17 protein-coding genes, 1 rRNA gene and 1 other RNA gene are annotated in these 15,783 nt (G+C 40.8%); all 19 read right to left on the bottom strand.

Annotated features, from left to right (window positions below):
* Positions 1 to 142: ribosomal RNA gene (locus NON16_RS24005) — 16S ribosomal RNA — on the bottom strand; the annotation flags it as partial.
* Positions 143 to 547: 405 nt separating this feature from the next.
* Positions 548 to 811, bottom strand: coding sequence for a pro-sigmaK processing inhibitor BofA family protein (locus NON16_RS24000; protein ID WP_257352002.1), 264 nt, complete (start codon positions 809 to 811; stop codon positions 548 to 550).
* Positions 812 to 882: 71 nt separating this feature from the next.
* Positions 883 to 1,104 (bottom strand): YaaL family protein, encoded by a 222-nt coding sequence (locus tag NON16_RS23995; protein WP_257352001.1) that lies wholly within the window; start codon positions 1,102 to 1,104, stop codon positions 883 to 885.
* A gap of 22 nt (positions 1,105 to 1,126) precedes the next feature.
* Positions 1,127 to 1,723, bottom strand: coding sequence for a recombination mediator RecR (recR, locus tag NON16_RS23990; protein WP_257352000.1), 597 nt, complete (start codon positions 1,721 to 1,723; stop codon positions 1,127 to 1,129).
* 225 nt (positions 1,724 to 1,948) lie between these two features.
* Positions 1,949 to 2,272, bottom strand: coding sequence for a YbaB/EbfC family nucleoid-associated protein (locus NON16_RS23985; RefSeq protein WP_257351997.1), 324 nt, complete (start codon positions 2,270 to 2,272; stop codon positions 1,949 to 1,951).
* Between the two features lie 179 nt (positions 2,273 to 2,451).
* Complete coding sequence (gene dnaX / locus NON16_RS23980) at positions 2,452 to 4,167, bottom strand: DNA polymerase III subunit gamma/tau (RefSeq protein ID WP_257351996.1); 1,716 nt, start codon at positions 4,165 to 4,167, stop codon at positions 2,452 to 2,454.
* Positions 4,168 to 4,291: 124 nt separating this feature from the next.
* Positions 4,292 to 4,557: signal recognition particle sRNA large type (gene ffs, locus NON16_RS23975), an RNA gene on the bottom strand.
* Positions 4,558 to 4,670: 113 nt separating this feature from the next.
* Positions 4,671 to 5,843, bottom strand: coding sequence for an MFS transporter (locus NON16_RS23970; RefSeq protein ID WP_257351995.1), 1,173 nt, complete (start codon positions 5,841 to 5,843; stop codon positions 4,671 to 4,673).
* Positions 5,834 to 6,259, bottom strand: a complete 426-nt coding sequence (locus NON16_RS23965; protein WP_257351994.1) for a MerR family transcriptional regulator — start codon at positions 6,257 to 6,259, stop codon at positions 5,834 to 5,836. Before NON16_RS23965 ends, NON16_RS23970 begins: the two co-directional genes overlap by 10 nt.
* Positions 6,260 to 6,617: 358 nt before the next feature.
* A complete protein-coding gene (tadA, locus tag NON16_RS23960; RefSeq protein WP_257351993.1) occupies positions 6,618 to 7,103 on the bottom strand; it encodes a tRNA adenosine(34) deaminase TadA in 486 nt (161 codons plus the stop codon).
* Positions 7,104 to 7,189: 86 nt separating this feature from the next.
* Entirely contained in the window at positions 7,190 to 8,107 is a 918-nt protein-coding gene (gene thrB, locus NON16_RS23955) for a homoserine kinase (protein ID WP_257351991.1), read from the bottom strand.
* Entirely contained in the window at positions 8,104 to 9,168 is a 1,065-nt protein-coding gene (gene thrC, locus NON16_RS23950) for a threonine synthase (RefSeq protein ID WP_257351989.1), read from the bottom strand. The genes thrB and thrC overlap by 4 nt, the downstream gene beginning before the upstream one ends.
* On the bottom strand, positions 9,168 to 10,463 hold the full coding sequence (locus NON16_RS23945; RefSeq protein WP_257351988.1) for a homoserine dehydrogenase: 1,296 nt from the start codon (positions 10,461 to 10,463) through the stop codon (positions 9,168 to 9,170). The genes thrC and NON16_RS23945 overlap by 1 nt, the downstream gene beginning before the upstream one ends.
* Positions 10,464 to 10,751: 288 nt before the next feature.
* Positions 10,752 to 11,798 carry an ABC transporter permease gene (locus NON16_RS23940; RefSeq protein ID WP_257351987.1) on the bottom strand — a complete coding sequence of 349 codons (1,047 nt, stop codon included), beginning with the start codon at positions 11,796 to 11,798 and terminating at the stop codon, positions 10,752 to 10,754.
* A 1-nt stretch (position 11,799) separates the two neighbouring features.
* Positions 11,800 to 12,669 (bottom strand): ABC transporter permease subunit, encoded by an 870-nt coding sequence (locus tag NON16_RS23935; protein ID WP_257351986.1) that lies wholly within the window; start codon positions 12,667 to 12,669, stop codon positions 11,800 to 11,802.
* A 35-nt stretch (positions 12,670 to 12,704) separates the two neighbouring features.
* Positions 12,705 to 13,355 (bottom strand): helix-turn-helix domain-containing protein, encoded by a 651-nt coding sequence (locus tag NON16_RS23930; RefSeq protein WP_257351985.1) that lies wholly within the window; start codon positions 13,353 to 13,355, stop codon positions 12,705 to 12,707.
* Positions 13,345 to 13,929 (bottom strand): sigma-70 family RNA polymerase sigma factor, encoded by a 585-nt coding sequence (locus NON16_RS23925; protein WP_257351984.1) that lies wholly within the window; start codon positions 13,927 to 13,929, stop codon positions 13,345 to 13,347. The genes NON16_RS23930 and NON16_RS23925 overlap by 11 nt, the downstream gene beginning before the upstream one ends.
* Positions 13,930 to 14,246: 317 nt before the next feature.
* On the bottom strand, positions 14,247 to 14,819 hold the full coding sequence (locus NON16_RS23920; protein ID WP_257351983.1) for a hypothetical protein: 573 nt from the start codon (positions 14,817 to 14,819) through the stop codon (positions 14,247 to 14,249).
* 230 nt (positions 14,820 to 15,049) lie between these two features.
* The gene (locus NON16_RS23915; RefSeq protein WP_257351982.1) at positions 15,050 to 15,613 is read right to left on the bottom strand and encodes a hypothetical protein; all 564 of its coding nucleotides are present in this window, start codon (positions 15,611 to 15,613) and stop codon (positions 15,050 to 15,052) included.
* Between the last annotated feature and the right edge of the window lie 170 nt (positions 15,614 to 15,783).

Below are 15,783 nucleotides of genomic sequence, written 5' to 3'. Positions count from 1 at the left end.
TCTTACAGGCAGGTTGCCCACGTGTTACTCACCCGTCCGCCGCTAACCGCTGAGGAGCAAGCTCCTCGTTGGTTCGCTCGACTTGCATGTATTAGGCACGCCGCCAGCGTTCGTCCTGAGCCAGGATCAAACTCTCCAATAAAGTGTTTGACTTGCTCATTCATTTCAAAAAATTGATCAGGGTTCGTTAAAACCCGTTTCACGCTTGGCTTTTGTTCAGTTTTCAAAGAGCTTATGCGGGATAACTTGTTCCGCTAATCGCTTGTTGCGACTCTTAATATACTATCATCTTCTTCTTTACTTGTCAAAGACTTTTTAAAAGAAAATTTGTAAGTTGTTTAAGAGCGACGCAGATAAATATATCATGAGAACAAAGTAATTGCAACCTATTTTTATATAAGAAAAGTTCAAATGCTGGTCATTCTTTAACATAACACGCTTTTTGTGTTTGTCGAAGAAGCGAATTGACGATATGCGTATCCGTGCGCTAGAGCTAGACAGTACAAAAAAGAGCTATGGATTAGCTCTTTTTACGGTGCTATATCTTTTAGAGAATGATTTTCTGTATAGCAACGAGTGCTAGTAACCCTGGAATTCCAAGGAAACCTGATACGGAAGCCGTAACTAGATTGATCGGGACGTGGAGGTTAATGGCTGTCCCAAATGCGTTCATGAAAAATAACAATAATGCCCCGATCACAAGTTTAATAGCACCTTGTCCAATCCATCGTAATGGCTTTAATGGTGCTCCGATCATTAATAATAGAACAATTAATCCGCAAACGATGGTAAACACCCAGAACGGATCCATTCGACATGCCCCCTCACAGTTTGTCTTATTTATACTTATGAACGGACAAATAAAAAAAGAACGAGAAGTCATTAAAAACTTCTCATTCTTACCCCTCTTACCTTTGCTTCTTTTAATAGAAAAAAGTATTGAGCTTTTGCAAGTTCAACCTCATATAAGACTTGTGCAGAAGGTTCAACACTATCTTCAATCAACTCTTTCTTCTTGATCCATTCGTTGTATACAGTCTCAAGTGTCGTTAACAACCGCTCATTGGCTTCCTTTCGAAGTCGGCCTTTTCGATTAAAGAACACTCAACTTTCCCCCAAGCTGTCATTAAATTTCCCTGCGTCCTTCTAATGCGCGCGATAAGGTAACTTCATCTGCGTATTCTAGATCTCCACCCACCGGTAAGCCATGTGCAATTCGGGTAATCTTAATTCCCGTCGGTTTCACAAGGCGACTAATATACATCGCTGTTGCCTCGCCCTCGATATTTGGGTCGGTAGCCATAATGATCTCCTGCACCGTATCATCCTGTAACCTTTTTAACAGCTCCGCTACTTTTATATCTTCTGGGCCGATTCCTTCGACTGGCGATATCGCACCGTGAAGGACATGGTATAATCCTCGATATTCTTTCATTTTTTCCATTGCGATGACGTCTTTCGAATCGTGTACAACACAAATTGTAGAAAGATCTCGGCTGGAGTCTTCACAAATCATACATGGATCACGATCAGTGATGTGATGACAGTTGGAGCAATACGTAAGATCTCTTTTCGCATTCACAAGCGCCTTACCAAATTCGAATACATCATCTTCTTTCATTTCTAATACAAAAAACGCCAGTCGAACCGCAGTTTTCGGTCCGATGCCTGGCAGTTTCATAAAACTATCGATCAATTTTGAGATCGGTTCGGGATAATGCACGGCAATTCCTCCTAAAGGTGCTTGTTCAAAAGGGGACCAATTAAAGCCAAGAAGTTCAGGTCGACGCTTTTGAGGTCCTCACGTACGATTCTCCTACGTAAGGACCGGAGAATCGAGTACAACAGTAATCTCCGGAAAACGGTACCTCACACGAAGGAAAAGTAAACTTTTTTCGAGGGACACTGAAATTCGCCGGTTATCATTCAGTCACCTTTTAAACATCCCTTAAAACATTCCTGGCATATTCATTCCTTTAGTAAACTGACCCATATCTTGATTTACGAGCTCATCAACCTTTTTAAGTGCATCGTTAGTAGCAGCAAGTACAAGGTCCTGCAACATATCAACATCATCGGGGTCGATAACTTCTTCTTTGATAACAATGTCAATAATTTCTTTATGACCGTTTGCTGTTACGGTTACCATTCCGCCACCAGCTGTACCTTCTACTTTCTTGTCCTTTAGCTCTTCCTGTGCTTTCATCATTTGTTTTTGCATTTTCTGCATTTGCTTCATCATATTATTCATATTGCCTTTCATTGTCTTCATCTCCCTATTTTTAATTAAGTGTGCGTTCAAAAAGTAGACGAATCAGAAACAAGAAGTTCAAGGCACGACAGTTTCGAGGACCGGAACGTATGGTGTTAATACGTGAGGACCGGAAAAACCGAGTAACGTAGAAATTCGCCGTTTATCATTTGGATACTTTTTGAACATCCCTATTTAAATTAATCTTCTATTTCAATCAAATCCGGGCCAACCAATTTAATCGCTTCATTCACAACAGGATCTTCTTCCTTCTCTTCCTGCTTGGGAGCCTCTTCCTCCTCACCGGAAGGGGTTTGACGTTGTTCTTTGATATAAGATTCTTTAACTGTTTTCCAGTCTTCCTCAAGAATAGTCATCATCGTCATTGGATGCCCTATTCTTTCTGCTACCACTGCTTCTACACATTCGCGAATGTTATCTTTATTTGCCATCTGGCTGTGCAATTCATGCTGGAAAGCGAGCAAGAAAGCACCGTTCGAACTTGCAACTGGAGTCGCGGCTACCATCCAAGCGTGTGCATTGACCATCCTTGATTTGATATCTTCCATAATGTCGCCCCATTTTCCTCTTAAAATCTGAAGATCTTTTTTGGAAGCGCCATTAAGCATCTCTTTAATACGTCCTGTTGATACTTTTGCTTTTGGTGTTTTCGATTGAAACGTTCGTTTCGGTTGTTTTTGTTCACCGTTCACAGTCCCGTTTACCGAGGCTACGCCAGTTGCTTTTAATGTTTTCAACTCTTGTTCAAGCTTTTCAATGCGTTGTATTAATGGCTGAACATCTATTGAAGATTCCTGTGTTTTAGCTGACGCATTTCCTTGACTCAGTTTTACAATTGCCAGTTCTAAATAAATTTTCGGGTTGTTCGTCCATTTCATTTCTTGCTGTGATTGATTCAATGTATCGATCACTTCGTAAATCCATTCCCTCGAAGCCTGCTTGGCAAGGGTTTCAAACTCCTGATCGGCTTGTGCCCGGTCACGAACTTCTTCAAGGTTTGGAGCTGCTTGATACAATAGCATGTCCCGGTAGTAATAGATTAAATCTGCAATAAATCGGACAGGGTCCTTTCCACGCTCTATTAATTGATTAACATGCCTTAACGCTCCAACTGCATCGTCATCCTGAAATGCTTTTGTGATTTCAGATAAAAATGATTGCGAGACAGAACCCGTGACAGCGAGAACATCTTCCGTCGTGACATTACCCTCGCTATATGATACCGCTTGATCAAGAATACTGAGTGCATCCCGCATTCCACCTTCTGCTGCTCGCGCAACAAGATGGAGCGCCTCTCCTTCTGCCTGTATACTTTGCGATTCAATAACGGTATTCATCCGGGAAACGAGTGCCTGGCTAGTGATCCTACGGAAATCAAACCGCTGACATCTCGATATAATCGTTAAAGGGATTTTATGCGGTTCTGTGGTGGCCAGAATAAAAATAACGTGCTTAGGTGGCTCTTCTAATGTTTTGAGAAGGGCATTAAAAGCACCGATTGAAAGCATATGTACCTCATCGATGATATACACCTTGTACTGGACCGCGCTTGGTGCATATTTCACCTTATCTCGAATGTCTCGAATTTCATCCACGCCATTGTTTGAAGCGGCATCAATTTCAATCACATCAGATATGGAACCATTCATGATTCCGCGGCATGCATCGCACTCATTACACGGCTCTCGAACCGGAGCCTTTTCACAATTTATAGCCTTCGCGATGATCTTAGCTGCACTTGTCTTCCCGGTTCCCCGAGGTCCGCTGAATAAATAAGCATGGGACAGCTTTTCCTGCGTAAGGGCATTTTGCAAGGTTTTCGTTATATGTTCTTGCCCGACCACGTCTTGAAACTGTTGGGGTCGGTATAGCCGATACAATGCTTGATAGGCCATCCACATGCCCTCCTCTTCCTAGGTTCTCATCCTTTTTCATTATACCGATTCTGCCATCGTTTTTCAAAGTTTTAAAAATGCAAAAAACTCACCCGAATAGAGTGAGTTTTATTTAAAGTTAACGCCGTGCACCTTCCGTCGATAAAGCCTCCATAAGCGTTACGTTTGCAGTTAGCTCGATCCAGGCAACCCCGCGGCACACGGAGAAGACCCACTTACTGCTGCTTCCTTCCGGACCTGACAGGATTCATGGGGATCCGTTGCGCAGGACCCGGATGTCAACACCACTTACAAACGGCAGACCTTACGTTAGCTAACCTCGGGAAGGAGTTCAATCTCGCTATAGCGGATTGCGAGTACAGGACACCGCTACCTCCCCACCTAGCACGGCAAAGTTGATAATATAGTTAGGCGCAATTCATATGCGCAAATTACAGTATACATTCGATTCAATATAAAATCAACTGTAAATATAAGGTTAATCAAAAATACTTGCTCTGTGGTTATTTAGTCACTGATCCTGTTAAAGGAATTGAAGGCTTTATTGGTAATACCATCAATAGAAAAGCTACAAGACCAAGAATTGCTGCTACCATAAAAGGCATTTGCGGTGAGATCGAATGACCGATAATACCTGATAACAACGGTGCAAACGCGGCACCTAACCACCGAAGGAAATTGTATCCACCTGAAGTTATTCCACGTTCATACGGAGAAACCTCCATAACATGGCTGGTGAATAATGCGTTATTTACTCCAGAGACCAAACCTGAAGCTACAATGAGCACGATACGTAACCAGGTGGACTCAGAAAAGAACAATAGAATTAATAGGGCTGAAAACACAAGTAGACTAACATATAATAGTCGCTTCGGCTCATATTTCTTTTCTAGCTGGTGAGCTAAAACTGCTGATCCATAGGCAAGAAATAGTCCCCATCCGAAAAATACTAAACCAATCTGTAGTGCGCCTATGGACAATATAAGAGGTGTATAGGCGAGCACGGTAAAGAACCCGTAATAATACAGCATACCTGACGTAGCCCCTTGGAGAAATGGTTTTAGTTTATATAATTGGACCATTTCTTTGAAGCCCGCTGTCTTTCGGGGATTAGTAAGCTTCGGTTGTTGAACTTTTGTTAAAACGAGGATAAAGGCAATAAGAATCAAGAAGCTTGTTCCGAAAAAGGGAAGGCGCCATGAAGCGTTACCAAGTATTCCACCAATTAATGGTCCTCCAGCCATCCCAAGTCCTATTGCTCCTTCATATAGACCAACAGCTTGCTTTACCTCTCCAGACAACGCAATAAGCAAGGTCATTGCGGTAGCAAAAAAGAAAGCATTCCCTAAACCCCAACCTGCACGAAAAATAGACAATTGCGGGATATTATTAGAAATACCACACAAAGCCGCAAACACTGTGACAATGATCAACCCTGTAACCATTAACCGTTTATCACCCAAACGCGATGCTAATATCCCAGCTGGTATCATCATAATTGCCATCATTAATAAATATGAAGTAAATAACATCTCTACTTCCCAATGAGAGGCTCCAATCTGCAGGGCGATCTCTGGAAGAATCGGATCAACTACACCGATGCCCATGAACGCTAAGAACGTCGCGAAAACCGTAATCATTTTACCAACCCTGTTATCGGAACTTACTACTCCCATCTTTCTGACTCCTCTTCTTGTTGTTTGACCGCTCGTATTTGTTCAGCCTTATCTCGAACACTTTCTAATTCCTCTTTAAACGACTTCATCTTATCTAATTTGGAAGAAACCATCTCAATCTGTTTTTGTATCATTTTTTCTATCTCCAATACATCATGAGCGGTGACCTGTTTATGCCGCTTGCTTTCCTCAATCGTCCTTTTTAAATCTATGAAGTCCTGAAGCTCTTGCAATGAAAATCCTAAAACTTCTTTAGCTTCCACTACTTTTTTAAGCTGATTGACTTCTTCTTCAGCATAAAGACGAGCATTCCCTTTTGTTCGTTGAGGCGGTAAAATCAGACCGATTTCTTCATAATACCGAATAGCCCGTTTTGTTAACCCCGTCATTTTTGTCACTTCATCTATCATGTACATTCTTTATTATCACCTCATTCATTCAACATTAACGTTTACGTAAACGTTAATGTACCTAAAAAGAATACCGTAACATTTATCTGAATGTCAATGTTTTAAAATGAATATATTTTCTTAAGGGAAATATGAAAAGCGGAAACGCCCTGGGTAGACAGGAAGGTCACTGGAAGGCCACTGAGGAGGCTGTTGCCGCCGGAAGGGGACTGAAGTGATCCGAGTGGCTGGGCGCTGCAGCTAGACATCGCATCGATGCAGCCTAATTTATATACTTTCTTAACATAATAAAAAAGCAGCTAGTAGCCGCCTTTTTAGTCTTCATTTCATTAAGTTAGTTAATTTTCTTTCCTCTATGAACAATTCAATCTCCACGTTTATTCTCTTTCCTAATCTTTCTTATATCCCGAAAGAAAGAGCTGAGTAACCCTCCGCATTCCTCTGCTAAAACTCCTGACGTAATGACTGCCTGATGATTAAAGCGAGGTTCGTCAAGTAGATTCATTATTGTACCCGCGCAGCCACCTTTTGGATCATCAGCTCCGTAGACAACCCTGTCAATTCTAGAGAGAACAATAGCGCCAGAGCACATTGGACATGGCTCTAAAGTAACGTATAATGTGCAATCGCTTAACCGCCATGTCCCAAGCCTTTTACACGCCTCATCAATTGCTAAAAGCTCGGCATGGGCAACGGCACGTTGTTCTGTTTCTCTCAAATTATGGGCTGATGCAATAACTTCTCCGTCCTTGACAATAACAGCACCGATGGGAACCTCACCTAAAGAAAATGCTTGTCTGGCGTACGCAATTGCCTTTTTCATATAAATCTTATCTGTTGTATAATACATCTCTTTCTCCTAGTAATGAGCTATACATTCCACTTTACCTTAACTGGCTTCGAAAATACAATGTGCCATTACTGGACTTTATTAAGTTAAAGAGCTGTGTCCTGGGGGACGGGTTTTGTGCTGGCGCCTTTGTTGTCGATGGTTAGATATTGGACGAGCATGTTGGGAAAGGCTTGATGCATTTGCTTATAAAGCCAGTCACTCTTATCTTCTTCCACAAAACAGGCAATCGTCGGGCCGGCTCCACTTAAGGCGACGCCAATCGCTCCATTTCTTTCCGCCATTCCCTCTACTTCTACATAATGAGGAAGTAACTGTTTACGGTATGGCTGATGATACAAATCACCCTTCATCATTCTACCGACCACTTCCCAGTTATGTTTCAATAGTGCGGCAATTAGAACATTTGAGACGGCTCCCGCTTTTACAGCCAACAAATAGCTTAGCTGTTCTGGAAGCACTCCTCGTGACTTTTCCGTTTTAAGCTCTTCTCTAGGAGAAACAGTTACAACGCAGATTGGTAAATCATCAATGACGAGAAGATCAATGCCTTCATCCGTCTCACAGCTCACTACTAGTCCACCATATAGAGATGCACCTACATTATCAGCGTGGCCTTCATATTGTGTCGCTAATTCATGTTTAGCCTTTTGCGACAATCGTAAATTCCCTACTGCATCCGCTAACTCGATTCCTGCAATAATGGCTGCTGCACTCGAACCAAGCCCCCGAGCTAATGGGATATCACTTTTCACTTCGACTAAACAAGGCGGGAGGTCGACACCGAATGCAGCTCCCGTCTCAATTGCAATCCTGACTATATAATTTGTATCATCATTCGGAAACTGCTCTAAAGATTGGGAAAGAGCTATCACTTCCCAGCGATGATGATGAGAGATTGTTAACGTTAAATAGCGATTAAGTGCTAAACCGACTGAATCAAACCCCGGACCAAGATTAGCCGTACTGGCTGGTACACGAATTTGCCAGTACCCATTTGTCATACTCCGATGGTACCTTTTATATATTCCGTTACGACATCTTGATCATTCGGGAGTTTCGTCGGTTGCACAGGACTTTCTGTCATCGCTGTTACAGGGTCCTTCAATCCATTACCAGTTAAGACGATTACAACTCTTTGACCGAGCTCTAGTTTATTACGTGAATGCAGCTTTCGAATACCTGCGAGAGAAGCACAGGAAGCCGGTTCTGCAAAAATACCTTCTGTTTTTGCAAGCAGCTGATAAGCTGCAACGATTTCCTGGTCGCTGACTTCATCAATATGGCCTGAAGATTCTTTCAATGCATTGATGGCAAGTGTCCAGCTTGCAGGGTTGCCGATTCGAATCGCCGTTGCAAGCGTCTCAGGTTGAGGGAAGACACGGTTATGAACGATCGCAGCCGCTCCTTCTGCTTCGAAACCGTACATCTTCGGTAACCCGGAATTTTTTGTCTGATTATATTCTTTAAACCCTTTCCAATAAGCAGAAATGTTACCTGCATTTCCAACTGGAATAGCTAAAATGTCCGGTGCCTCACCAAGCTGTTCACACACTTCAAAGGCAGCTGTTTTTTGCCCTTCTATTCGGTAAGGATTCACAGAATTTACGAGCGTCACCGATTCCTTTTCACTAATATTTCGGACAATTTTTAACGCCTCATCAAAGTTCCCATTTATCGAAATAATTTCAGCTCCGTACATAACTGCTTGTGCAAGCTTTCCTTGAGCGATTTTCCCATCAGGGATGACAACGATACATTTCATTCCCGCCCTTGCGGCATAAGCAGCGGCAGCCGCTGACGTATTCCCTGTCGAAGCACAGATAACGGTGTCACTTCCTGATTCCTTTGCTTTAGCTACAGCTAAAACCATCCCTCTATCCTTGAAGGAACCAGTTGGATTGGCCCCCTCTACTTTTGCGTAAAGCTCTACTCCGAGATCCTTTGAAAGGGATTCAAGCTTAATGAGGGGCGTATTCCCTTCATTCAAGCTGAGCTGTGGAGTTTTATTAGTTACTGGTAAAAACGATTGAAATTCGGATAGTAAACCGCCCCATTTATTCATTAAGCGTTGCCTCCTTCGACACGATATGTGCTTTTTACTAGATGGACAGCCTCTAAATCCCTTAACTCCATAAGGATTTTTTCAAAGTTTTTTAAGGATGCTTGATGAGTGACTAGAACGATTTCCGCCTTCTTCTGCTCTTGCAGTGGATTTTGTAATACTTTCTTAAAGCTTGCCCCATTACGAGAGAAGACGGAAGTAACACTGGCTAATACTCCAACCTCATCTTCTACATGTAATCGAAGGAAGTATTTAGAGTAAATTTCTTCATTTTCTTTAAGCAGCTTCGAAAATTGCGGACTAACGGCGCTTTTTCCATTTACGCCAAGTCGCATATTCTTCATTACTCCCACTAAGTCTGATACAACAGCCGTTGCTGTAGGTAGACCGCCTGCACCCGGTCCGTAGAACATTGTCTCTCCGACTGCTTCCCCGTAAACGTATACGGCATTATATTCATCATGAACTGAAGCTAATGGATGGGAATCCTCTAATAAAGTCGGCTCTACGCTAACTTCTACCCGGTCATCCTCACGATGAGCATATCCGATTAACTTCATCGTATAACCGAACTGCTTAGCATATTGTAGGTCCTCTCCTGTAACCTCCGTGATTCCTTTTATTTTTACATCATCTAAATCAATATTCATAGAAAAACCGAGTGTTGAAAGAATTGCCATTTTGCGTGCGGCATCAAGACCTCCTACATCTGCAGTAGGATCAGCTTCTGCATATCCGAGGGCTTGGGCTTCTGATAAGACATCATCAAAAGAACGCCCCTCTTTGGTCATTTTTGTCAAAATAAAATTGGTTGTTCCATTTACAATTCCCATCATCTTCGTAATTCGGTCTGACGCTAATCCATCTACTAAACTACGCAAGATAGGGATACCGCCGGCCACACTCGCTTCATAAAACAAATCACATTGATTCTCAGATGCAAGGGACAGTAATTCAGGACCATAGACAGCCATTAAATCCTTGTTTGCTGTTACGACATGTTTTTTCTGTCGAATCGCCTGAATTAAGTATTCCTTCGTTTTTTCAATGTCACCCATAACTTCTACGATAATATCAATCTCTGGATCTAATAGAACGTCTTCCGGATTAAGCGTTAGTATAGAGGTATCAACATCTACATCTCTTACTTTGTTCACCTCTTGCACAAGAGCCTTTTTAATTTTCACAGGGCATCCTATTTGATGCATTAATTTGTCTTGATGATTTTCAATAACCTTGACGACCCCGCAACCGACCGTACCTAACCCTAATAATCCAACAGATATTGATTCCATCCAACCAACCTTTCCATTGTTCCCCTTGTGTGAACATTTGTATTTGTATAGTGGACATTATAAGTAAGATTATTTCTTATTACAATAGGTGATTTCAAACATTCCATAATGTAAGGGCTTTCTTTACTTTCACGGCAAGGATATAATTTTTTTAAAAAATAAATAAAAAGACTGACCCTAGGTGTCTGGCTCCTCCGTTTGACACAACATTTAACAACAAGTAAGTTTGTTGCGCTGAAATGTTTTTCGAAGGTGCCTGACTCCTCGTGTTGGGTCAGTCCACACAAGTTAATGTTTGTTTTCTAGTTTTAATTCTCTTCGTTGCACAGTGCCTTTCTTACTAACAGGAACAAATTGTTCTTCATCAGCAACAGGGTTGGTTGTCTGCACGGTTACTTTGATCGGACGATTTACAACACGCCAGTTCTCAGTCACGTTTTTGATTCCCTCAAGCATCAAGTTCATTGCTAGGATTGTGAGAGCGAAGAAGGCTATAGGAACGAGAACGACCCATGGAGTTAGGGTCAGATTTCGTATTCCTGAACCAATCAACCCTGCCCATTCATATGAAAGGGATTGTGGTGGATCTGGCCAAAGCGGATCGAAGCTTAAATTCGTCCCTCCAAAAAAAACTTTGAAAAACCCGAGGTGTGCGAGAACAAGCATTGTCTGTACCAATTGTTGCATGAAAATAATCCACAACTGAGGTTGAATATGCGGCCTGACATGCTTCAATAAAATATGAAGTCGACTTCCTCCAATTATTTTCGCACCATCAATAAATTCTTGTTCGAAAATCCTACCCATTTCATTCCCAATTAAAATGGAAACAGGCGGAACCGCTAGAAAAGCAAGAACCACTACTTCAACTCCAACACGTTCCCAAAAAGTGTATGCAAACCCTGCCGGAGTTTCGACAAGGAAAGGAGATAATATAAATAGTGCAAGAATCGTAACAGGTATGTAGTTAAATACATCAACCATCCAAGTTACATAGCGGCGAAATCGATATAAATAGGCGCCATAAAGTACTCCAAACACAAACGAAACAACGAGACGTATCAAAGCAATGAGTATTGCAATGCCGATGGTATATTTAGCACCTATCGAAATCATATGAGTAAAGTGAAAACCAAGAGAGTCGGTTCCAAATGGGATTTCCCACCTTGGTGAAAGTGGTGCCGCTGCAACAGCCTTTGCTCCATCATATAAAATTTGCGTTTGCGCGACATAGTTATCCCAAATGTATGTGTGAAGGAAACTAATTGCTAAAAGTATGGCTATAAATCCAAAGCCGGCCAAAAAGTAGCCGTTTGTAAATAAACGTTTCACCACCTTACATCACAACCTTTTCATTCGTGGTCTTTTCAAGCACCCATTGTCCCAGAACAAGGAGCAAAAAGATCGGGATAAAGATGGATAATAAGCTTATTGCAAAAACGGTTGGGCTTAAATATTCAAATAAGAAATTCATAATTCCATTAATGTTGAAAATATATTCAAGAACCAATAGATTCGAAAGCATAAACCAAATAATTGTTTTCGAATAGTTCAAGATACTTGCCATTGAATTGCGTAAAACATGCACAATTAAGATTTTACCTTGAATAAGTCCCTTAGCTCTTGCAAGTTCAACATATTGCTTTTCAAGCTCTCCTTCTACTATGGAAACCATCACTTTAAAATACTGAATCATTGGTAGAATCGATAAACAAATGATCGGCAGCATGTAGATTCTCTCCCCAGGCAACGATGCCACATCAAACACAAGCAATCCTGTTTTTTTGTACACCCAAACGATTGCAATTTGAAACATAATAATAATCAATAGATCGGGTAATGATTCGAAAACAAACGTGATTACTTTCACACGCTTTATCCATTTCCGAGGTAAGAGCATCGTAACAAACGTTAATAACCCTGCGAAAAACAACGCTAATAAAATAGCACTCATTACAATAATTAACGAATAAACCACCGTATCTGACAATAGGGGCATTAAAGGACGAATTGCTCCCTCAGTATTGTAAGTTATGTCTTGGGGGGTTAATAAACCTGTTACAACCTGTTGGACACTATCCAAATACCCTGACCAGTTCAAGATAAAAGAACCCCCTGAAGGCATTATTGTCGGAAGGCCGGACATAAGAATAATCCCGAAAACAATTAAGACAAAGCGTAGCAATTGATGTGCGACAAACACCATGATATCAACTCCCCTTTTATATCCCTTTTGCCCGATTAGTTATTTGAATGCTTCTCTTTATCTAACCACGTAATAAAATCCTGGTCCTTTGGTTTAACCCCCCGAAATAGATAGGTGCCTTCCTCTTCCCATTCCCAAATTCCTTTTTGGTCAAGGTTCTCAAAGACTGTAATATCGACTGTATAATCTCCCCAAGGCGCTCCAATTTCATCGATTGATTCCATTTCTTTATCTAAATAAAGCTCAGACCCTCTCCGAAACATTCCTTCAATTGTCGTTCTTATATTCGATTCATTTGCCGAGGGTTTTACTTGAATGCTCAAGAATAAATAATGATCTCTCTTTGAAATACTGACTTGGTGAATGATCTGATTATCTCGTTTAGCAATATGTGATATTCGATTTAGAAGTGGCAAGCTTGCAACGGCTTCCCGTTTTATTTCATGATCAGCAGTCTGTTCCTTAGGTGGTTGAAGGATGAAATTCACTGAAAAGATTAGTAAAAAAAGACACACGGTTAAACTGAGAACAGGCTTCAATACCCATATAAACTTTTCAAACCGGGAAGGTCTATCTTGTTTCCGGATTTGTTTCATAACTCTATCTTTTCTTTCCTCGGAAAAGCGTTTCTTTTGATAAACAGCCTTCTCCATAATCTTATCCAAGTTCTTCAGCTTATCTTCCATCAAAATCCGCCCCTTTTTCTAAGGAAGTACGTAACAACTTACGCGCCTGAAATAAGCGTGACTTTAATGTGGCAGTCTTTACGTTTAACATTAAGCTAATTTCCGATAAGGGCATTTCCTCTTGATAATAAAGGATAATGAGTTCTCTATATTTAAGCGGCAATTCAAGAATTGAGTTAGCCAGTTCATTGTATTCATCCTCAACAATTAACCAAAGCTCTGGTGTCTTATTATCTTGTTCTTGCTTAAACAGGGAAAAAGGATTCCCGAACCAAAGATTTCGATAAGACCAGCTCTTTAGATGATCCTTACAACGATTCACCGTGATTTTGTACAACCAGTTTTTCAGCGAACCTTCTCCGCGGAATGTTTCCAGCTTAGAGTAGCAGGTAATGAATACTTCCTGTACAATATCCTCTGCTTTTCCCCAGTCCTTTTCATATGTGTAGGCAAGTCTAGTAAGTCGTTCACCAAAATAATTCACGACTTCTTCCATAATCTCTTCTTTATGTAATCGTAAGCTTTCAAGGCTAAAGGTCTGTTTTTCTTGTAAAACCTGTCTAAAGTTCTCCATCGATTCTCCCTCCGTTCCACTTCCCTATTTTCGATGGTTGTTGGAACATCCCCTATTTATATAGACGATTTTGGTATCGAATGGTTGAAAATTTTTTGAACGTTTGAAATTTTTATACAACCTTTTAAAATTGTACCATAATGCAAAAGTCCTATTGAATGAATGAATTGGTTCGTAATGTTAGAATGGTGAAATTGATTGATTGTCCTAATAGTAATGTAGTTTCATTTTTATAAAGAAAGTATTTATCTTTTAAATGTATAAACGAAGGGACTGAGCTATAAAAGCGTCAGTCCCTCCTGTATTATCCAAATAATTTATAGTTCAGCTGAAAAGCTAGGTGCTGTTAAGCCTAATTCTTCAAAGACTGCACCGAATTTTTCTTCAAAGCCTGCGAATAATTCATCCGCTTCTTTTTGTGCTTCTTCATCTGCTTCAATCGTTACGTTTTCAGCACGAACCTCGTAGGATTTTGCTGCATCCTCAAGTGCTGCTTCGATATCTTCCTTATATTTATCAAGTTCAGCTGGCACTTCGATCGCACGGATAGCTTCTGCCGCCTTTGGTCCAGCTGCTTTAGCCGCTTCCATTAATGATGTAAGCTCTTCTTTTGAAGGTTTGTCCGCTGCTTCAGCTTCTGGATCATTGTAAGTTGCTTTTGCATCTACAAATTCACCAAATGGTTTGTTGTTTTCCTGAAGAACGTCAACAACTTCAGCCTGAAAGTTAAGTAACTCAGTTTTGAGATCAGCTTCTTCAGAACCTTTGCTTTCTTCACTGTCTTTTGTTTCTGTATTCTTGTCCTCACTCGCAGAATCCTCGGATTCCTGACTGCATGCCGCTGCAAATACAAGCATCAACAGCATCGCAAACATCAATAATTTTTTCATGATGTATTTCTCCCCTTTTTATCTAATAGTTGACAATTCAATCAGCATTCATAATATCTATCTAGAACTGCCTTTTGAAGTGCCTAATATAAAGACGAGTTATACACCATTTGGTTGCAAGGAAAATATAAAAAATTTCTATATTTTATAATATATTGAAAAAGGATGAACCTTGAGCGTTTTCCCATCAAACATAATGGTTGCGCAATTTGGTTCATCCCCGGTTGTTATTACTGTATTGCTTTTGAAAAGCTTGGTGGTAATAAATCAACGTCCTCAAAAACTTTACCCATCTTCTTTTCAAAGCTTACAAAAAGCTTGTCCGCCTCTTTTTGCGCTTTTTCATCTGGTTCAAGTGTTAGGTCTTCAGCACGAACTTCATAGGATTTTGCAGCGTCTTCAAGTGCCGCTTGGATTTCTTTTTTATATTGATCAAGTTCAGCTGGTACTTCAATGGCAAGGATTGCTTCTGCGGCTTTTGGTCCAGCTGCTTTTGCCTTTTTCATAAGTGATTGAAGCTCTTCCTTTGCTGGCTTTTCTTCAGCCGCTGCTTCAGGGTCATTTGCCATCATCTTACTGCTTTCAAATGCCGCGAACGGCTTATGCTGTGTTTGTAGTACATCAACAACTTCACTTTGGAAATCTAGCAAAGCAGACTTTATCTCTGTTTGATCTACTTTTTCTTCCTTTGCTTCTTCATCCTTCTTGGATCCGCTTGCATTATTCTCATTACTTCCACAAGCAGTCGTAAATAGGAGTAAAAATAACATTGAAAACGCTAGAAGTTTTTTCATTTGTATTGCCCCCTTTAGATGTAACCTAGCTTATTTCCAGTTTATCGAAAGCAAACAGGCATGTAAATTTGTTAGTTTTTTCTGCATGTTCCTAATTTTATGACTCTTTTGTTGAAGTACTTTCTTTACTGCTTCATAAAAAAAGAAGAACGCAATCCCTCTCATTGTTC

The sequence above is a fragment of the Pseudalkalibacillus decolorationis genome (genome assembly GCF_024609785.1).
Taxonomy (GTDB): domain Bacteria; phylum Bacillota; class Bacilli; order Bacillales; family Fictibacillaceae; genus Pseudalkalibacillus; species Pseudalkalibacillus decolorationis.
The sequence above is the reverse complement of the archived record's forward strand: the minus strand, read 5'-3'. Positions and strand labels throughout refer to the sequence as shown.